The organism is Actinacidiphila bryophytorum, assembly GCF_016916835.1.
Taxonomy (GTDB): domain Bacteria; phylum Actinomycetota; class Actinomycetes; order Streptomycetales; family Streptomycetaceae; genus Actinacidiphila; species Actinacidiphila bryophytorum.
On record NZ_JAFFIX010000011.1, the window covers coordinates 195,838 to 214,953 of the forward strand.

The 19,116-nt window shown below is 70.3% G+C and carries 16 protein-coding genes; 3 read left to right on the forward strand and 13 right to left on the reverse strand.

Annotated elements, in window-relative coordinates; genetic code table 11:
* Positions 1–74: 74 nt before the first annotated feature.
* Entirely contained in the window at positions 75–1,103 is a 1,029-nt protein-coding gene (locus tag JT723_RS18545) for an aldo/keto reductase (protein ID WP_205045781.1), read from the forward strand.
* An 80-nt stretch (positions 1,104–1,183) separates the two neighbouring features.
* Here JT723_RS18545 and JT723_RS18550 read toward each other — a convergent pair whose 3' ends face one another.
* The 6 genes from JT723_RS18550 to JT723_RS18575 all read right to left on the reverse strand — a co-directional run bounded on the left by JT723_RS18550 (position 1,184) and on the right by JT723_RS18575 (position 5,355).
* Positions 1,184–1,606, reverse strand: a complete 423-nt coding sequence (locus tag JT723_RS18550) for a VOC family protein (RefSeq protein ID WP_205045782.1) — start codon at positions 1,604–1,606, stop codon at positions 1,184–1,186.
* Positions 1,603–3,180 (reverse strand): GMC family oxidoreductase, encoded by a 1,578-nt coding sequence (locus JT723_RS18555; RefSeq protein ID WP_251513814.1) that lies wholly within the window; start codon positions 3,178–3,180, stop codon positions 1,603–1,605. The genes JT723_RS18550 and JT723_RS18555 overlap by 4 nt, the downstream gene beginning before the upstream one ends.
* A gap of 16 nt (positions 3,181–3,196) precedes the next feature.
* Positions 3,197–3,571: a nuclear transport factor 2 family protein gene (locus tag JT723_RS18560; protein WP_205045783.1), complete on the reverse strand. Its 375-nt coding sequence runs from the start codon at positions 3,569–3,571 to the stop codon at positions 3,197–3,199.
* A 95-nt stretch (positions 3,572–3,666) separates the two neighbouring features.
* Positions 3,667–4,089 (reverse strand): nuclear transport factor 2 family protein, encoded by a 423-nt coding sequence (locus JT723_RS18565; protein WP_205045784.1) that lies wholly within the window; start codon positions 4,087–4,089, stop codon positions 3,667–3,669.
* 84 nt (positions 4,090–4,173) lie between these two features.
* On the reverse strand, positions 4,174–4,806 hold the full coding sequence (locus JT723_RS18570; protein ID WP_205045785.1) for a nuclear transport factor 2 family protein: 633 nt from the start codon (positions 4,804–4,806) through the stop codon (positions 4,174–4,176).
* Between the two features lie 102 nt (positions 4,807–4,908).
* A complete protein-coding gene (locus JT723_RS18575) occupies positions 4,909–5,355 on the reverse strand; it encodes a nuclear transport factor 2 family protein (RefSeq protein ID WP_205045786.1) in 447 nt (148 codons plus the stop codon).
* A 233-nt stretch (positions 5,356–5,588) separates the two neighbouring features.
* Here JT723_RS18575 and JT723_RS18580 point away from each other — a divergent pair, with 233 nt between their 5' ends.
* Together JT723_RS18580 and JT723_RS18585 are read left to right on the forward strand one after the other, a co-directional pair.
* Positions 5,589–7,562, forward strand: coding sequence for an MFS transporter (locus tag JT723_RS18580; RefSeq protein ID WP_205045787.1), 1,974 nt, complete (start codon positions 5,589–5,591; stop codon positions 7,560–7,562).
* A complete protein-coding gene (locus JT723_RS18585) occupies positions 7,559–8,545 on the forward strand; it encodes an AMP-binding protein (protein ID WP_205045788.1) in 987 nt (328 codons plus the stop codon). Before JT723_RS18580 ends, JT723_RS18585 begins: the two co-directional genes overlap by 4 nt.
* On the opposite strand, the gene JT723_RS18590 is transcribed toward JT723_RS18585, so the two are convergent.
* The 7 genes from JT723_RS18590 to JT723_RS18620 form a co-directional block, all read right to left on the reverse strand.
* Positions 8,531–9,766, reverse strand: a complete 1,236-nt coding sequence (locus JT723_RS18590; RefSeq protein WP_205045789.1) for a low temperature requirement protein A — start codon at positions 9,764–9,766, stop codon at positions 8,531–8,533. The two genes, JT723_RS18585 and JT723_RS18590, sit on opposite strands and share 15 nt — an antisense overlap.
* A 19-nt stretch (positions 9,767–9,785) precedes the next feature.
* The gene (locus JT723_RS18595) at positions 9,786–10,760 is read right to left on the reverse strand and encodes an NAD(P)/FAD-dependent oxidoreductase (RefSeq protein ID WP_205045790.1); all 975 of its coding nucleotides are present in this window, start codon (positions 10,758–10,760) and stop codon (positions 9,786–9,788) included.
* Positions 10,757–12,316 (reverse strand): glucose-6-phosphate dehydrogenase, encoded by a 1,560-nt coding sequence (gene zwf, locus JT723_RS18600; RefSeq protein WP_205045791.1) that lies wholly within the window; start codon positions 12,314–12,316, stop codon positions 10,757–10,759. Before zwf ends, JT723_RS18595 begins: the two co-directional genes overlap by 4 nt.
* A 96-nt stretch (positions 12,317–12,412) precedes the next feature.
* A complete protein-coding gene (locus tag JT723_RS18605; protein WP_205045792.1) occupies positions 12,413–14,566 on the reverse strand; it encodes an AGE family epimerase/isomerase in 2,154 nt (717 codons plus the stop codon).
* Positions 14,563–16,701 carry a glycogen debranching protein GlgX gene (glgX, locus tag JT723_RS18610; RefSeq protein ID WP_205045793.1) on the reverse strand — a complete coding sequence of 713 codons (2,139 nt, stop codon included), beginning with the start codon at positions 16,699–16,701 and terminating at the stop codon, positions 14,563–14,565. The genes JT723_RS18605 and glgX overlap by 4 nt, the downstream gene beginning before the upstream one ends.
* A 90-nt stretch (positions 16,702–16,791) precedes the next feature.
* Positions 16,792–17,472 (reverse strand): NAD(P)H-binding protein, encoded by a 681-nt coding sequence (locus tag JT723_RS18615; RefSeq protein ID WP_205045794.1) that lies wholly within the window; start codon positions 17,470–17,472, stop codon positions 16,792–16,794.
* A gap of 94 nt (positions 17,473–17,566) precedes the next feature.
* Positions 17,567–18,913, reverse strand: a complete 1,347-nt coding sequence (locus JT723_RS18620) for a nucleotidyltransferase family protein (protein ID WP_205045795.1) — start codon at positions 18,911–18,913, stop codon at positions 17,567–17,569.
* Between the last annotated feature and the right edge of the window lie 203 nt (positions 18,914–19,116).

Genomic DNA, 19,116 nt, shown 5'->3' on the forward strand with positions numbered 1-19,116 from the left:
CTGAGACGGTGCGGACCTATCGACTCGCGGCAATCCGCATATCGTACGACGAAAAGTCACGAGGAGGATATTCCATGCGTTATCGCCTGCTGGGCCGGACCGGTCTGAGGGTGTCGGAGGTATTCCTGGGCGCTATGACGTTCGGTGAGCAGGGCGGCGTCGGCGCCTCACCCGAAGAGAGCGGCAGGATGCTCAACACGTTCGCCGAGGCGGGCGGCAACTTCATCGACACCGCTGTCAATTACCGGGGCGGGGCAAGCGAGACAATTCTCGGCGAACTGCTCGAAGGCCGCAGGGACCAGTTCGTCCTGTCCACCAAATACACGGTGTCGCGGGACGGCAACGACCCCAACGCGGCGGGCAACCACCGCAAGAACATGACGCTGTCGCTGGAGACCAGCCTGCGCCGGCTGCGCACGGACTACCTCGACGTCTTCTGGGTCCACATCTGGGACAAGGAGACGCCCATCGAGGAGACGATGCGGGCGCTCGACGACCTGGTCCGCTCGGGCAAGGTGCTCTACGTCGGCATCTCCGACGTGCCGGCCTGGGTGCTCGCCCGGGCCAACACCCTTGCGGAGTGGCGCGGTTGGACGCAGTTCGCGGCGCTCCAGGTCCCCTACAGCCTGCTCAACCGGGACATCGAGCGCGAACTGCTGCCGGCCGCCGAGGCGCTGGGCCTTTCGGTCGCGGCCTGGAGCCCGCTGAGCAACGGCGTGCTGTCGGGCAAGTACACCAGCGGCAGCGCGGGCGCCGGTCTGCCGACCCGCCTTTCCGCCGGTTCGCTGTCCGCCCACGACCACGCGGTCGCCACGGCGGTCCAGAAGGTCGCAGACGAGCTGGGCAAGACGCCGGCCCAGGTGGCCCTGGCCTGGACGATGCTCAAGTCCTCCGCCGTGCACCCGATCCTCGGCGCGCGCCGGGTGGAGCAGCTCAAGGACAACCTCGGGGCGCTGGACACGGTGATCCCCGACGAGCTGGTCAAGCGCCTTGAGGACGCGACCGAGTTCAAGCTGGGCTTCCCCGGCGACTTCATCAAGGACACGTCGGCCTGGGTGATGGGGCCGGCCAACCAGCGCACCATCAGCCGCGGCCTGCGCTGAGACAACAGTCGCGCGCCCGGTCCCACGGGGTGGCGGAGAGGCCCTTCCACCACCCCGGTCGGGACCGGGCGCGCGGGTTTTCAGGACGAGGCGGCGGTCTCCTCGTCGCGGTAGCCCTGGCTGACCTCGACGATGACGCCGTCCGGGTCGGTCAGCCACACGCTGCGCCAGCCGGGGATGAAGTCGTCGAAGTGCAGCGGCCCCAGGCTCACCGGCACCTGGTCGCCGATCCGGTCGAGGAAGGCGTCCAGGTCGTCGGTCTGGAAGGCCAGATGGCGGGCGGTCCCCTGGTGCGCGTGCCCGTCGCCCTCGGCCTTGGCGATCGGCGCGACAGCCGAGTGGAACAGCTCCAGGTAGACGTCGTCCTTGCGCAGGAAGATGATCTCCTCCTCGCCCAGCGACACCGTACGTGCCCGGCGGAAGCCGAAGAACTCACCGTAGAAACGCTCGGTGGTCCGCTGGTCGTGGCAGTTCAGCGCCACGTGAGACCAGACGAGAGTCATGCGCGGTCCCCCTTGATCAGGTCCGCGGCGCGCTCGGCGATCGCGGCGATGGCGGTGTTGCAGTTGCCCGAGGGCACCGACGGCATCACGCTGGCGTCGACCACCCGCAGCCCGGCCACCCCGTGCACCCGCAGCTGCGGATCCACCACTGACAGGTCGTCGATGCCCATCCGGCACGAGCCCGCCTGGTGGTGGTAGCTGTCGGCGCGTTCGCGGACGAAGCGCTCCAGCTGCCGGTCGGTGCGCACGTCGGCGCCCGGCATCAGCTCGCCCTTGAGCAGGCCCTTGAAGGCCGGCGCGGCGAAGACGTCCCGGCTGATCCTGACCGCCTGGACCAGCCGCTCCACGTCGGACCTGTCACCGAGGTAGTTCGGGTCCACCAGCGGCTTGGCGAAGGGATCGGCACTGGCCAGCGCCACCGAGCCGCGGGAGTTGGGCCGCACCACACCGGGCAGGATGCTCACCGCGTTGGGGTGCTGCTGCCCGACGATCACGTCGAAGGGCACGTGCACGAAGGCCAGTTGCAGGTCGGGGGCGATCATCCCGGGCTGCGAGGTGGTGAACAGCGCCGACTCCGACAGGTTCTGCCGGCCCTGCTGCACCGGTTCCACCGTCTCGGCGATCAGGCCGACCAGGACGTGGTTGTGGAAGTTCTGCCCGACGCCCGGCAGCGCCGCGGTGACGTCGATGCCCAGCGGGCGCAGCTGGTCGGGGGCGCCGATGCCGGACAGCATCAGCAGCTTGGGCGACTCGATGGCGCCCGCGCACACCAGCACCTCGGCCCTGGCGCGTACGGTGTGCTCGCCGGGTTCGCCCGGCGCCGCTCCCGCCAGCTCGCGCGCCTCGCCGACGTCCGGCAGGTCCTGCTGGCGGTAGGTCACCCCGGTGCAGCGCCCGTCGGTGACCTCCAGCGACATCGCCTGCGCACCGGTGCGTACCGTCAGGTTCGGCCGGCTCATGGCGGGTTCGAGGTAGGAGGCCAGGGCGGCCACCCGGCGGCCGTCCCTGACGTTGAGGTGGTGCCAGCCGGCGCCGATCATCTGCGGGCCGTTGAAGTCCGCGGTCCTGGGGTAACCCAGCTCGGTGCAGGCCTGGATGAAGGTCTCCGAGAGCGGGTTCGGGTCGTGCGCACCGGCGTTGGTGACGATCTGCGGACCGCCGGTCCCGGTGTCGGGACCTGTGGGGTCCTCCTGGTCCTCCATCCGCCGGAAGTACGGCAGCAGGTCCCGGTAGGACCAGCCGGCCGCGCCCTGGTAGGCCCAGGCGTCGAAGTCCGAGGCGTGGCCGCGGACGTGCATCATGATGTAGAGGTTGCTGGAGCCGCCGGGGATCTTGCCGCGCGGCTCGTACGTCGACCGGCCGCCCAGGCCCCGCTGCGGGACGCTCTGGTAGCCCCAGTCGACCGGGGAGCCCAGCAGGGTGAACCACAGCGGTGCGATGTCCACGTTGGCCGGTATGCGGTTGCCGCCCGCCTCCAGGACCAGGACCTTGGTGTCCGGGTCCGCGCTGAGGCGGTGGGCGAGCACCGAGCCGGCGGTGCCGGCTCCCACGATGATGTAGTCGAACTCTTCCACAGCCGCTCCCGGTGCCTTATGAGGACGCGAAGACAGGGCGGAAGGGCACCGTGTCGTGGTAGTTGGCCATGTAGACGATGAGCCCGTCGACGACCTGGAAGTAGTTGACGACGTCCGCCTCGACCGGCTCGCCCGAGTGCGCGACGGCCGAGATGTGCGACACGACGGCCGCGTTGTCGTCCTCGATCACGATGTGCCGCGGGACGTTCTGGAAGGAGGCGTACAGGGCCGGGAAGCCCCGCATCATCTCGCGGAGCACCTCGCGCCCCTCGACATGGCCCGCCAGTTGCTCGTCCATCACCTGGTCAGCGGCGAACAGGTCGGTCCAGGCGTCCCAGTCACCCCGGTTCGCCAGTTCGTAGTAGCGCGTCACCACGTCTCTGATATCCACTGCTGCCTCCGTCTCGTAAGCTCCGCCGGTGGTGCCGGTTGGGGCGGCCCGCGCGAGGCCGCTCCGGCCCCCGCGGGAGCCGGAGCAGCGTGCGGTCAGGCCGCCAGGCGCTCGTCGATCGCCTTCAGCGCGAAGACCGACCACATGAAGCGGTCCACGCTGTGCTGGTCCGCGGTGTGCACCTGGACGTCGGCGATGCGGCCGTCCCTGATGCCGTACGTGGTGGAGGTCGGGAACAGGTACTCCTGGCCGCTCGCCGAGGCGTGGCCCATGTGCTTCTCGACCACGGTGCCGTCGTCCAGCTCGCCGAAGTGCACGCCGTCCACGACGATGCCGGCCTTGAACAGCTCGCCGAAGAAGGCCATGACCTGCGGGGCGCCCTTCATCTCACCCGACAGCGGGTGGTGTCCGGGCATCCGCCAGGCGATGTCGGGGTGGAAGATCTCCTGCTGGATGCGGTCCAGCTGGCCCGAGTTGAAGTACTCGTACATCTTGAGCACCAGATCCGTGTTGGACACTGCTGTCTCCCCTCTGGGTTCGTGCCGTCCTGGGACCACGGCCGGGCCCGGACCCGGCCACCAGGGCCGGGCCCGGCCGCGGGATCACGCGAAGAACTGGTTGTACTCGGTGGTGCCGGTGCCGAAGATGGCGCCGCGGCCCTCGATGATCTTGCCCTCGCGCCAGCGCAGCACGTGGGCCACGTCGATCGACAGGGTCCGGCTCGGGTCACCCGCGCGGGTGGCCGTGTTCAGGCTCAGGTCGACACTCTGGTCGCCGCTGATGAAGACACCGGTGCGCTCCATGTTGAAGGAGTTGCCGGACAGACCGCCGACCTCCTTCATGAAGTTCAGGAAGTCGTCCAGACCGGTCTTGGTGCCCGAGACCGAGGTCTCACCGGGGACCAGCCAGGTGATGTCGGCGTCCCAGTACTCCTCGATCTTCGCCCGGTCGCCGGTGGCGAGGGCGTCGTAGGCGGCGCCCACCCGGGAGACGGTGAGCTTCTTGGCCAGCGACTCCTGGGAGATCTGCCGGCCGCCCGCGATCATCTCCTCGTTCGCGACGGAGCCGGCGATGGACCACGCGCCGGGCTTGATCTCGTCGACGATGGAGAAGATGTACGGCCGGGTGACGTCGCCGAAGATGTCGACGAGGGTGTCGGCCAGCCGGGTGGTGATCTCGGAACGCTGCTCCGCCGTGGCGAAACCCTCAAGGATGGTCGTACGGATGACAGGCATGTCTTCGCCTTCCTCAGTAGCCAGTGGATTGCGGTGCGTTGCGCGTTGCCTTCTTCACTGCCTTCTTCGCTGCCTTCGTGACGGCCGTCTGCACGGCCTTTCTCACTTGGCCCAGCGGTCCGGAATCGGCGCCAGGTCGTATGCGGCCCAGAAGAAGTTGTCCGCCGCGTACTGATCGCTCAGGTAGACCTGAACCACGGCGATCCGGCCGTCGCGGATGCGGTAGTGCGTGCAGTTGAGTGCGTCCAGGCGTGCCCCGCGGGACTCGCCGTGCCCTCGGTGCACCTCGACGACGGTGTTCTCGCCCCAGGCGTCGATGCTCACCAGGTCGACCTTGATCCCGGAGGCCACCAGGCCGCCGAAGAAGGCGATGACCTCGTCGGGGCCGTTCTTGACTCCGCCGACCGGGTTGCGGCCCGGCAGCGTCCATACCAGATCGGGCGCGAAGACCTCCTCCTTGAGGGCGTCGAGATCGCCCTGGTTGAAGAGTTCGTACATTCTCTCCACGAGCGCCACATTGCGCTTTTCCTGCTCTTCGTCGCGCGGCACGGCATCTCCTCTCGGCACTGCGGGGATGGGGGACGGCGGCGGATACGGACAGGCCGCTGACCGCCATCGGCATCAGTGAAGCGGGGCCGATACGGCCCAAGCGACGACTTGCGGTTGCCTGACGCACACTGCGGAAAGTTCGGGACGCTGCTCCCCCGCACAGCCGAGACTCGGGCGAACCCCGCGGAGAATCACCGGCCGCGGGCCTGTGTCCGGACAAGGGAGTTCTCGTTATGAGCGATGAGTCTTCGCAGGCCGGAGGTAGCAGACGCAGTTGGATCACACTGTGCGTGGTGATGGCGGGCGCCTTCATGGCCATTCTCGACGTGGCCATCGTGAACGTCGCCATGCCGTCGGTACAGGAGGATCTGCACGCGAGCTTCGGCGCCGTCGAACTGGTCGTCACCGCCTACACGCTGCTGTACGCGAGCTGCCTGGTGACCGGCGGCCGCCTCGGCGATCTGCTGGGGCGCAGACGGATGTTCCTCATCGGTCTGAGCGTCTTCACCGCCGCCTCCGCGCTGTGCGGCGCCGCCCCCGACGTCCATGTGCTGATCGGTGCCCGCGCCCTGCAGGGGCTCGGTGCGGCGATGCTCTACCCGCAGGTCCTGGCGATCATCCAGATCGCCTTCCCCGGCAAGGAGCGCGGCCGGGCGCTGGGGGTCTTCGGCGGGGTCGTCGGCATCGGCGCCATCGCCGGGCAGATCATCGGCGGCCTGCTGCTGGCCTGGAACCCGCTCGACCTCGGCTGGCGGCCGACCTTCCTGGTCAACCTGCCGATCGGGGTCGTCACGATCGTCGCCACCTGGTTCGTGCTGCCGGCCGACGAACCGCAGGAGGACAGCACCCATCTGGACTGGGGAGGGTCCGTGCTGTCCGCGGTCACCCTGGCGATGTTCACCGTGCCGCTGCTGATGGGGCGCACCGAGGGCTGGCCGGTGTGGATGTTCGTCAGCCTGGCCGCGGTCGTGCCGGCCGGCTTCTGGCTGATGCGGCACGAGCGGCGGGTGGCGGAGCGCGGCAGGACCCCGCTGATCCGCGCCGAACTCTTCCGCAACCGGGGCTTCGCACGGGGCGTCCCGATCGCGGCGATGTTCGCCTTCTCCTACGTCGGGTTCATGATCCTGCTGGCGATCTACCTGCAGACCGGGCTGCACTTCACCCCGCTGCACGCGGCGCTGGTCTACACGCCCGACGCGATCGGCTTCCTGACCAGCTCGCTGCTCGCGGCCCGGCTGACGCCGCTGCTGGGACGGCATGTGCTGACCCTCGGCTACACGGTGGCGGCCATCGGGCTGCTGGCCACTGCCGCCACGGCGGCAGCCGCCGGCACCGGGCTGTCGGGCTGGGAGCTGGCGCCGCCGCTGCTGCTCGCCGGCCTCGGGCAGGGCCTGGGGATGACCCCGCTGATCGGCACCATCATCTCCACCCTGTCCCCCGCCCAGGCCGGGGCCGGGGCCGGTGTCGTGACCACCACGCTGCAGGTCGGCAACGCCACCGGTGTCGCGGTGCAGAGCCTGGTCTTCTTCTCGGTCCTGGGCAACGGCAGCAGCCCGCACGACTACGCGTCCGCCTTCGCCAAGGTGCTGCCGCTGGCCGCCGCCGCGACGCTGGCAGCGGCCTTCATGGTGACGCGGCTGCCGCGCCAGGAGGGCGCGCGCTCCGGCAACGCCCTGCTGGGTCCTGTGCAGAGCCACACCGCGGGCGTGGCGTACTCGCTGTTCCTGATGACCGGCGGCCGGGTCGGCGACCGGCAGTTCCAGGACGACCTGGAGAAGGTCACCCGGGAGCGCCGCCACCAGGACCAGGAGGCGCCCGAGGGCCTGGGCTCGTACTGGGTCCACAACTTCCGCGTCGCGCACCAGGACGCGCCCTGGATCACCTATCTGGCCCGGGAGGCGCTGGCCTACGGCGACCGGAAGGTGCCGCACGAGAGCGACCGCGCCGGGGTGCTCGACGCCCGGATCGCGGAGATCCGCGAGCGCCAGCGGCGCGGCTCGCTGCCCGGCCGGCTCGACGCCGACCTGCTCGGGCTGCTGAGTTTCGCCCTGGCCAACTACCCCCGACTGCTCCCCCAGATCACCCGTATGACGACCGGCCTCAGTCCGCGGGACCCGCGGTTCGAGGAACGCTGGGAGGAGTTCCTGCGCCAGCTGGGAGACCTGCTGGAGCCCGCCTCCGCCCCTCACATAGGAGACCGACTGTGACATCCCACTTCTCGTCCGCCGACGGCACTCTCGCCACGGTGCCGGACGCCGTCCTGGGCAGGACCGCGGAACGCGCCGAGGTGATCGCCATGATCGACGGCGGCACCGGCCGTGAAGTCCCCTACGCGGAGCTGCAGATGGCCGTCGACCAGCTGACGGCCGGCTTCGCGCAGGCCGGGGTCGCCCAGGGCGACGCCGTCTGCATCTTCGCCCCCAACCACCCGGCGTACGCGCCGGTCTTCTACGCCGTCAGCCGGATCGGCGCGGCCCTGGCGCCGATCGGCGCGCAGGCGACCGTCGGCGAACTCGTCGCCCACCTGGCGCGCAACAGCGTGCACCTGATGGTGTCGGCCGAGAGCCTGCTGCCGGTCGCGGGCACCGCGGAGCGCAACCTGGGCGCGGGCGTGTCCCCGCTCAAGGAGATCCTCACGCTCCACCCGAACGACTCGCGCCGCTCGATCGTCGACCTGTTCGGCTCGACCGTCCCCGCCCCCGCGGTGACCATCGACGCCGCCACCGACACCGCGGTCATCACCCGCCGGGTGAGCCAGGGCGGCGGCGTGCAGACCGTACGCCTGACGCACGCCGAGATCGCCGGTGCGCTGGAGGTCCTGGCCGACAGCCTGCCGCTCGCCGTGGGCGAAAGGGTGCTGGCCGAGGCCCCGTGGGCCGAGTCCGGCGAGACCGAACTGCTGCTGCACCACAGCCTGGCGTCGGGCGCCACCACGGTGGTGCCGGACGGCTCCGACCCCGAGCCGCTGCTCGATGCCATCGAGCGGCACCGCGTCGAGACGGCGCTGCTGAGCCCGGCGACGCTGGCCGAACTGGCCGCCGCCGCACCGACGGCGGGCGCCGACCTGTCGTCGCTGCAGCGGGTGGTGTGCTGCGGCCCGGCGGCGGATGACTCCGCCGGCCGGGCCGCCACGCTGGGCACCGCCTCCGTCAGCTACCTCGCTGCGCTGGTGGCCTTACCCCAGGCGTGATCCGTCGAGGGGGGCGGGCTCGAGTACGGGCCCGCCCTCCTGCGGCGTCTCCAGCTCGTCCTCGGCCCGCAGCATCACGAACTCGATGCCCGCGGCCACGCACACCAGGACCGCCAGCCCGCTCATCAGGGCCAGGCCCGACTGGCGGTGCAGCAGGAATCCGGTCGGCACGACGGCCGCGGCCCCCGCGAAGCGGATCCAGGACAGCGATCGCGGCAGCCCCCAGCGGGACCACACGAAGGCGGCCAGGTACAGGCCCGTTCCCGCGCACAGCAGGACGGCACTGGCCGGCTCCGCGGGGCTGCGCGGGTCGGCGAGGATCAGCCGGATGCCCACCGCGACCGCGCAGATGCAGGCGAACAGCGCGTAGTGGCCGTAGGCGAGCAGTTCGCGCACCACCCGGCTGTGGTCGTTCTCGGTTCTCAGCCGGTGCGAGATGGCGCCGTGGGTGATGTCGAAGTAGATCCACCACATGCCGGTCACCAGCAGGAAGACGCTCACCAGGCCCGCCGCGTGCCAGGTGGTGAACTTGTTGGGGATGCTCTCGGCCGAGTCCGCGAGCGCCATGCCGAGCGCCAGGATGACCACGAGCCCGAAGCGCTCGGGCAGGTGCGAGACGTCCACCCTGATGTGGCTCAGCCGCTTGCGCAGCAGCCATGTCGTGGACAGCTCCACGCTCATCAGCGCGGTCCAGGCGATCCGCTGGTGCGGGGTGGACAGCATCGAGGTGGCCACCAGCATCGGCGCGGTGAAGACCGCCGAGATGGAGAACGGGTTCAGCCGCAGCGCGCCGAAGCCGTCGACCGCCCACCACAGCAGCAGCAGCCGCAGCAGCAGGTAGAGCACGGCGAACAGCAGGCCGTCGCCGTCCAGCGCCATGGGCACCGCGATGGTCATCATCGAGGTGATGAGGATCATCCCGAACAGCCGCACCCGGCGCAGCGGATGGTCGAGGTCGGTGAGGTTGGACAGGATGCCGGCGCCCACCCAGGACCACCAGAACGGGGTGAAGACCACCCAGGCGTCCAGCAGCCCGAACCATGTGACGTCGTCGGAGAGTTCATGGGTCACCTTGGTGATCGCGAAGACCAGCACCAGGTCGTAGAACAGCTCGACCCAGCTGACCCGCTTGCCCTCGACGTACGAGGCGGCGTGCTCTGCCCGGAGCCGGGCGGCCGGTCGGGGTCTTCGTGTCACCCGTTCGTTCGTTCCGCCTGACATGTCGTACCTCCTGCGGCGCTCAGCCGGCTTTGAGGCTTTCCGGATAGAGGAAGTAGTTGGCGGCCGAGGCGGCCTGCGAGCCCTCGTGGACGGCCGCGCTCACCTGGTGCGAGTGCAGCGACGTGACGTCGCCCGCCGCGTAGACGCCGGGCACGCTGGTCTTCTGCTCCACGTCGACGGCGATGTAGCCGGTCGCGGCCAGCTCCACGCCGAGCTGTTCCGCGAGTCGGGTCTCCGGGGTGGCGCCCTGGATGCTGAACAGCGAGTCCAGGGCGATCCGCAGGCCGCCGCGGGTGGTGACCGCGTGCAGCTGCCCGTCCGCGCCCTCGGCCTGCCGGAGCTGGTCGTGCAGCACCGGGATGCGGGCCGCCGCGAGGCGTTCGCGGAAGAGCGGGCTGAAGTCCTCGTGGTGGCTGTTGGTCAGCAGCTGCACATGGGGGCTGAGGCTGCGCATCTGCAGCGCCTCGCCGGCCGCCGCGTCGGTGTGGCCGACGACCAGGATGCGCTTGCCGCGGTTCTCGTAGCCGTCGCAGGCGATGCACCAGAACATCGACCGGCCGACGTACGGCTCCCAGCCCTCGAAGTGCGGGAAGTGGTCCAGGGTGCCGGTGGCGATCACCAGCGTCCTGGCCCGCCAGGAGCCGCCCTGGCTGTGCAGGGTGAAGCCGGTCCGCGCGTCGCCGTCGACATGGGTCACGGTGTGGTGCACGACGGTGGCCTCGGGGTAGTCGGCGAGCTGCTTCAGGCCGACGCTCCTGAGGTCGACCGTCGCGATCCCGCCGGGGAAGCCCAGGTAGTTGCGGTTGATCTGGTGGTGGGTCGAGCGGCCGCGCCCGGTGTCGAACAGCAGCACCCGGCGGTTGTAGCGGGCCAGGCAGATCGCCGCCGACAGGCCGGCCGGGCCACCGCCGACCACGGCGGCGTCGGTCTCCTGGGGGATCCGGTGGGCATGGGCTGTGCGGGCCGCGTGGGCGGCCGTGTGTGGTGTCGTCATGGCCGCCGCCAGCTCCTGCCGTCCCGTGCGAGCATCTCGTCGGCCTCGGCCGGCCCCCAGGACCCCGCCGGGTACTGCGCGGGCTTGCCGTGGCTGTCCCAGAAGCGCTCGACGGGGTCGAGGATGCGCCAGGACTGCTCGACCTCCTGGTGCCGCGGGAAGAGGTTCGCGTCGCCGAGCAGCACGTCGAGGATGAGCCGCTCGTACGCCTCCGGGCTGGCCTCGGTGAAGGAGTCGCGGTAGTCGAAGTCCATGGCGACGTCGCGGACCTCCAGCGAGTTGCCCGGCACCTTGGAGCCGAACCGCACCGTGACGCCCTCGTCCGGCTGGACCCGGATCACCAGGGCGTTCTGCCCCAGCTCGCTGGTCGCGGAGGACTCGAAGGGCAGGAAGGGCGCGGGCTTGAAGATCACCGCGATCTCGGTGACCCGGCGGCCGAGCCGCTTGCCGGTGCGCAGGTAGAACGGCACACCGGCCCAGCGGCGGTTGTTGATCTCCAGCTTGACCGCAGCGTAGGTGTCGGTGCGCGAGGCGGGGTCGATACCGTCCTCCTCCAGGTAGCCCGGCACCTCCTGGCCGCGCTGCCAGGCGTGCGTGTACTGCCCGCGCACGGTGTGCCGGCCGAGGTCGGCGGGCAGGGTCACGGCCGAGAGCACCTTGAGCTTCTCGGCGCTGAGCGCGTCGGGGTGGAAGGAGTCGGGCTCCTCCATCGCGGTCAGCGCGAGCAGTTGCAGCAGGTGGTTCTGGATGACGTCGCGGGCCGCGCCGATGCCGTCGTAGTAGCCGGCCCGGCCGCCGATGCCGATGTCCTCGGCCATCGTGATCTGCACGTGGTCGACGTAGGAGCGGTTCCACAGGGGTTCGAACATGGTGTTGGCGAAGCGCAGCGCCAGGATGTTCTGGACGGTCTCCTTGCCCAGGTAGTGGTCGATCCTGAAGACCTCGTTGGGCGGGAAGACCTCGTGCACGATCCGGCCCAGGTCCTGCGCGCCGGCCAGGTCGTGGCCGAACGGCTTCTCGATGACGGCACGCCGCCATGCTCCGGGCGGCGGGTCGGCCAGTGCGTGCGCCTTGAGCTGGCGCAGCACCTGCGGGAAGGCGCGGGGCGGCACCGACAGGTAGAAGGCGAAGTCGCCGCCGGTGCCCTGCTTCCTGCCCAGCTCCTCGACGGTCTCGCGGAGCCGGACGAAGGCGTCGTCGTCGTCGAAGTCGCCCTGCACGAAGCGGCAGCAGTCGGCGAGCCGCTGCCACACCTCGTCGCGCAGCGGTGTGCGGGCGTGGCTCTTGACCGCCTCGTAGGCGACCTGGGCGAAGTCCGCGTCCTTCCAGTCGCGGCGGCCGAAGCCGACCAGCGCGAAGTCCGGCGGGAGCAGGCCGCGGTTGGCCAGGTCGTAGACGGCGGGCAGCAGTTTCTTGCGGGACAGGTCACCGGTGACGCCGAAGATGACCAGGCCGGACGACCCCGCGACGTTGCGCCCGCGGCGGTCGGCGGTGGCGCCCGACGGGTCCGCCGAGGACCCGTCGAGCGGTGCCGTGGAGTGGAGAGCGTCGGTCATGGGGTTCCCTTCCGTGCAACGCGGTTGCCGGGGTCGTCCGGGTGCGGCCGATCGTCCGGTGCGGTCAGGTCGCGCGGTGGAGCGTGCCGGTGCCGGTCAGCGGCAGGTGTGGGAGTTGTCGAGCACGAAGGCGTCGGTGGCGACCAGGGCCGCCGTGACCTCGGGCAGCGAGTTGCCGATGATCACGAAGTCGACGTCCAGGCCCGCCTTGGCGCGCTGGAAGAGCAGTTCGTTGATGGCGGGCTGGCATATCTCGGTGACCTTGCACAGGTCGAACTCGACCCGCCGCGGGTGCGAGGCCAGTGCCGTCGCCAGGTTGGAGCGGAACTTCTCCAGGTTCTCGTCGTCGATGACGCCCTCGACCCGCACGCTGAGGGTGGTGTCCGCTGTGCTGGTCGAGATCCGCAGCGGCATCTGCGCCGGCTCCAGTTCGACCCGCACCCGCAGCGCCCGGTCGCTGTCGGGCAGTTGCACCGTCAGCTGCTTGGGGTCGAAGTCCTCGTAGGCCTCGTCGTCGATCCAGACCCGCGCGATCTCCACCGAGCCGGCCGGCAGCAGGTCGGGGGCGACCCGCAGGACGCGGTCGGCGAAGGCGCCGGGCTGCGGCTTGAAGTGCAGCGTCAGCGGCGAGGAGTTGACCAGCAGCGTGGTGTACGTCGCTGCCAGGTAGCACAGTTCGAGCGAGTGGTAGCCCGCCATCGCGTGGCTGCCCTTGAGCCGCTCGGTGCCGACCAGGTACGGGATGCCGTTCGCGAGGACGTTGAAGTAGACGGCGCCGTCGTCGTGGTCCAGGAAGAAGGCGTTGTAGAAGGCCGCGGACTCCCGCGCCAGCCGCCGGTACTCGGGGTCGCGGGTGACGCCGGCGAGAATGAGATAGGCGAGGATGCCCTGCTCCTGCTGCCACCACGCCTTGCGGTCGTGCCAGACCAGCCGGTGGCCGCCGGTCTCGGGGTCGGGACGCCGCTCGACCACGTCGTACCAGCCGCCGCGGTCCTGGTCGCCGCCCGCGGCCGGCATGATCTCCGCGATGCGCGCGGCGAGCCGGGCGTACTCGGGCTTGCTGACCAGGCTGTTGATCCGGGTGAGGTTCCAGGCGATCTTCAGGTTGTGGCCGACGACGGCCCGGTCCTGCTGCCAGCCCCAGGTGCGGTCCGGCGCCCAGTCCTCGTGGAAGCGCTCCTGGACGAAGGGGCTGTCGGGTTCGTCGGGGAAGTGCGCGGTGATCGAGTCCGCCGTCTCCTCCAGCAGTTCGGCGAAGTCCCGCCGCCCGGTGGCCAGGTAGGCGTTGATCAGGTAGGCCGGGGCGTGGTCGCCGACGGAGTTCCAGTTCTTGCGCGACCTGTTGGGGCCGAGCGAGTCCGACCGCGGGTCGAAGGTGATCGGGTCCAGGTGCGAGAAGAAGCCGCCGAGCCGGTCGTCGCGGTAGTAGCGCTGGAAGAGCGCGACACTGCGGTCGATGTCCGACATGATGCGCGGGTCGCCGGTGATGCGGTACGTCTGCGTCGGGCCGGCCAGCGCGTAGATCTGCTCGTACATCGGGATCGCGTCGAAGTCGTCGCCGAACTCCGAGGCGTAGACCTTGCGCTGCCCCGACGGGGTGATGTCGATGCCGTGGTACCAGTACACGATGCCTTCGCGCTGGTCGTCGACCCGCATGTGCTCGCGCAGGTACTCGGTGCCGGACTCGGCCGCTTCGAGGAAGCGCTCCTGGCCGGTGAGCATGTACGCGGTCGCCAGGCCGTAGACCAGCCGGGAGATCGTGTCGGTCTCCTGGCGCACGTCCTGGCCCGCGGTCTCGGCGACGTGCGTGCCGTGCAGGGTCAGCCTGGTGCGGAAGTTGCGCCAGTCGTAGACCCCGTCGGGGAAGTGGCCGCGCAGGTAGAAGTCGGCGATCTCGCCGGCCTGCTGCACCCACCAGTCGGGGTGCTCGAAGACGTACCGGCCGCGGCGCTCCTCGGGGAAGATCAGCGAGCGGGCCTCGATCCGCTCACCGCCCTCGAACTGGTAGAGGATGCCGTACACGAAGACGTAGCGCCCCTCGGTGAGCATGTCGCGGCTCTGGCCGCTGGTGTCGCGCGGAGGGTCGCCGAGGTTGCGTACGACCTGGGAGCTGAGCGAGTCCCCCAGGTGCACGGTGAACAGTCGTCCGTCCGAGGTCCGCAGCCCGAACCGCTCGTGGGCGGGCTCGTAGCGGGTGATGTATCCGGCGATGGTGTCGGAGTATGTCCGCCGGGAGTCACGGTCGTTCATCGAGGGGTGACCTCCTGTTCGGGCAGCGCGATCAGCACGACGACGCTGCGGCCTTGCGCGTGGTAGGTGTACTCGGGAACCAACGGCTCACTGCCGGGCGGCGCGTACTCCTGCCCGCCCGCGCCGGCGGTGTCCACCGCCCGCGCCCACCGGTGCCCGGGCACCTGCGGCAGCTCGAAGTCCAGTGCCTGGTCGTACATGTTGAGGATCACGTGCAGGTCCTGCGCGTCGCCGAACCCCGCGAGGGTGTACGAAAGGACGCGCGCCTCGCTGTCGTCCCACCCGGGCCGCTCCAGGCACACGCCGTGCCAGGTCACGTCGGGCAGGCCGCGTTCGTTGCGGCGCTCGGAGAAGAACTGCGGGTTGCGCAGCGCCGGATGCCGCTTGCGGAACTCGATCATCGCCTTGAAGAAGCCGTGGATCTCGGTCTCCTTGGCCGCCTGCTCCCAGTCCAGCCACGAGACCGGGCTGTCCTGGCAGTACGCGTTGTTGTTGCCGAACTGGGTGTTGCGGAACTCGTCGCCGGCCAGCAGCATCGGCACCCCGCGGCTGAGCAGCAGCAGCGCGGTGAGGTTCTTGATCTGCCGGATCCGCAGCGCCTCGACGACGGGGTCCTCGCTCGGCCCCTCGACGCCGCAGTTCCAGCTGTAGTTCTCCGCGGCGCCGTCGGTGTTGGCCTCGCCGTTGGCCTCGTTGTGCCGGTGGTTGTAGCTCACCAGGTCGTTCATCGAGAAGCCGTCGTGGCAGGTGATGAAGTTGATGCTGTTGGTGGCGAGTTCGCCGGTGCGGTGGAAGAGGTCGTGCGAGCCGCCGATGCGGGTGGCCACGGTGCCGACCAGCCCGCGGTCCCCGCGCACGAAGCGCCGCATCTCGTCGCGGAAGGGGCCGTTCCACTGCGACCAGCGCCGGCCGGGGAAGCGGCCGACCTGGTAGAGGCCGCCGCCGTCCCACGGCTCGGCGATGATCTTCGTCTCGGCCAGGATGCTGGACAGCTCGATGCCCCACAGCACCGGGGGCACGTCCATCTCGTAGCCCTCGGCGCCCCGGGACAGCTCGGAGGCCAGGTCGAAGCGGAAGCCGTCCACGTGGTGCTCGGTGACCCAGTACTCCAGGCACTCGATGATGAACTTCGCCACCGCCGGGTGGTTGGCGTTGACGGCGTTGCCGCAGCCGGTGAAGTCCATGTACTGCCGCCGGTCGCCCGGCCACAGATGGTAGAAGACCTCGTTGGCCTGGCCGCGGAAGCTGATCGTCGGGCCGTGCTCGTTGCCCTCGCTGGTGTGGTTGAAGACCACGTCGAGGATGACCTCGATCCCGGCCTTGTGCAGCGCCTTGACCATGTCGCGGAACTCGGTGATGTGCGTGAAGTTGTGCGGGTCGGAGCAGTAGCCGGTGTGCGGCGCGAAGAAGCCGAAGGGGTCGTAGCCCCAGTAGTTGCGCAGCGGCAGCCCGTCCGGGCCGATCCGCAGCACCTGGCGCTCGTCGAAGTCGAACACCGGCAGCAGCTCGACCGCGGTGATCCCCAGATCCTGCAGGTAGGGGATCTTCTCCACCACCCCGGAGAAGGTGCCGGGCGAGGCCACCTTCGAGGTCGGCGACGCGGTCAGGCCGCCCACGTGCATCTCGTAGATGATCGTGTCCGCCTGCGGGGTGCGCAGCGGCTGGTCGCCCTCCCAGTCGTACGACGCGGTGTCCACCACCATGCTGCGCATCGAGTGGGCGCAGTTGTCCTCGGGCCCCAGGGCCGAGGTCCGCTCCCACAGCGAGTTGATGTTGGCGCGCGCGTACGGGTCGAGCAGCACCTTGCGCGGGTTGAACCGGGTTCCCACCTCCCGGGCGTCGTTCGGGCCGTCCACCCGGTAGGCGTAGACCTGGCCCGGGCGGGCGCCCGCCACATGGCAGTGCCAGAAGTGGAAGCTGCGGTGGTGCTCGGCGTCCATGGTGATCACCCGGCTGGGCTGGGCGGCGTCATGGCTGTCGAACAGCAGCAGGTCGACCCGGGTCGCCAGCTCCGAGAAGAGCGAGAAGTTCACGCCCTCCGCGGTCACGGTGGCGCCCAGCGGCTGGGGATGGCCGGGTGTCACTGCCCCGTCTGCGCCTATGGCGGCCTGTGCGTTGAAGTCGCTCGTCGTCATGTGGTTGTCATCTCTCTGGGCCGACACGGATGGAGCAGGCAGAGGGAGGAGCGGTCTGGCGGCGGGGCGAGGGAGGGATCTCCCGGTGGGTCAGGCGACGGCCACCCGGTCGGGGTCGAGCGCCCCGAAGGTCTGCTCCCACGTGGCCGGGGAGGGATAGGGGCTGTCGAACGCCTCGAAGGTGGTGCCGGGCGCGTTCTTGCTGCGCAGCGCCTGCACGCAGATCTCGGCGAGGTTGGCGCGGGTCAGGCTGCCGGCGGCGCGGTCGCCCTGCCGCAGCTGGACGCCGGGCGCCCCCTCGGTCTCGTCGGTCAGCCAGCCGGGGCGGACCACGGTGTAGGGCAGGCCGGAGCTGCGCAGCACCTCCTCGCCGGCCAGCCGCCACGACAGCAGGCCACCGAAGGCGTCCAGCGGGTGCCCGCGGTGGGTGACCTGGATCTGGCTCACCAGCACCACCCGGGGCCGCCGCCCCGCCGCGGCCAGGACGTTGAGCAGGCCGTCGTGCATGGTCGCGCGCGGGCTGTCGGGGCCCTTGTCGTCGGTGCCGGGCTCCACGCAGTAGACGACCGCGTCGACGTCGGAGAGCACCGAGCCCAGCGTCGCGGGGTCGCGCACGTCGGCCCGGTGGAAGCTGGCGCCCTCGGCGACCGGGCGCACCGGCCCGGCGCGGCGGCCGACCGCGCGCACCACGTTGTGCTGCTGCACCAGGCGCTGGACCACTAATCGGCCGGTCCTGCCGGTGCCGCCGATGACCGCGACGGTGTTCGTCACGTCTTCCTCCTCGGTATCCGTAAGGGGCGTCGTACGTGTCATGGGTGGTGTCGTACGCGCCGGGACCGGCGTTCCGGCTGCGGGTGTCCACATGTCAGGAGACCCAGCGCAGAACGTCGTTGGAGCTGGTGAGTTCGGTGCCGACCGGCACGTGGTCGAGCGAGGGGACGGCGAGCCGGGGGTAGACCCTGACGCCCTCCAGCCGGCTGCCGGCCGAGAGCCGGGCGCCGTCGCCGACCGCGGTGTAGCGGTTCAGCCGGGTCGTCAGGCCCGCCTCGGACTGGACCTCGGCCATCGGCCCGATGTACGCGTCGGTGGCCCAGGCGCACGGCCCGATCATGGCCGCGTCACCGCAGAAGGTGCGCTCCAACCGGGCGCCCTCCCGCAGGTCCGCACCGTCACCGATGTCGCAGTAGGCCAGGCTCACGCCCTCGCCGATGGTGACGTGCCGTCCGATCCGCACCCCTTCGCCGATGTGCACGCTGCCCTCGGCGATCTTCTGCGCGAGGGTGGTGCCGGTCAGGTCGTCGGTCGTGCGCAGGCTGCTCTCGTGGATCCAGTAGCGCGGCCGCTCGCTGGTGGGTTCGCCCAGCATCCGGCTGATCTGCGGGTAGCGGCCGGCCAGCACGTCGGTGAGGGTGTCCAGGTAGTCCTGGACGTTGCCCAGGTCGCCGAGCGACCTGATCGAGTGGAAGGTCACCGGCGCACCGTGCCTGACCAGCCAGGGCAGCAGGTCGCCGCCCCAGTCGAGCCGCTGGTGGGCCAGCCGCAGCAGCGGCGGGCGGCGGGCGACCGCACGCAGCCGACCGCAGTCGATGAGGTACATGCCGGCGTTGGTCGGCAGCCCGGGGACCGCGGTGCGCGCGGACTCGGGGAAGATCTCCCGCATGCGCGCCAGGTCGGGCTTCTCCTCGAAGCTGGTCACCCATCCGTCGGACCCGGTGACCATGACGCCGTACTTCCCGGCGATCTCCTCCGGTTCGCGCGTCACGGCGGCCACCGTGACCAGCGCGCGGCGCTCCCGGTGGGAGTCGAGCATCTCCTGCAGGGAGAAGTCGAAGAGCGAGTCGACGGGCAGGACCAGGGCGTTGCCCTGCAGGTCCCACTGCTCGACGTTGTGCAGTGTCGCGGCGCCCGAGCCGACGTTGTAGCGGTCGAACCGGGGCCTGGAGTAGCGCACTTCGACGCCGTGCCGCTCGCCGTGGCCCAGTACCGCCTTGATCTGCCCGCGGTTCTCCAACCCCTGGGCGACCACGAAGAAGCGGCGGATGCCCTGCTCGCGGCACGCGTCCACGACCCATTCGATCAGGCGCCGGCCCGCCAGCGGGATCAGCGCCTTGCTGCGGATGTGGTCTGCGGACTCCAAGGTGATCGGTTTGGCCCGTTCGCCCCGCCCGCCGGCAAGGATGATGCCGACGGTCTCCTGCACATCCCGCACCATGACGCCCCCTTCGTCGCTGCGTTGTCGAATGCGATGTAACGTCCTCTGTCAATTCCTGTCAACCACGGTCCTGGGGGGTGGACCGCGGCCGCGCACCGGCCCCGCCGCCGGAAACGGGCGCGGGCCTGCGGAGTTGCACAGGCCAATCACAGGCTCCCGGCAGTCAGTTCACCGCCGGTACCCCTGTAAGTAGCGGCACCGCC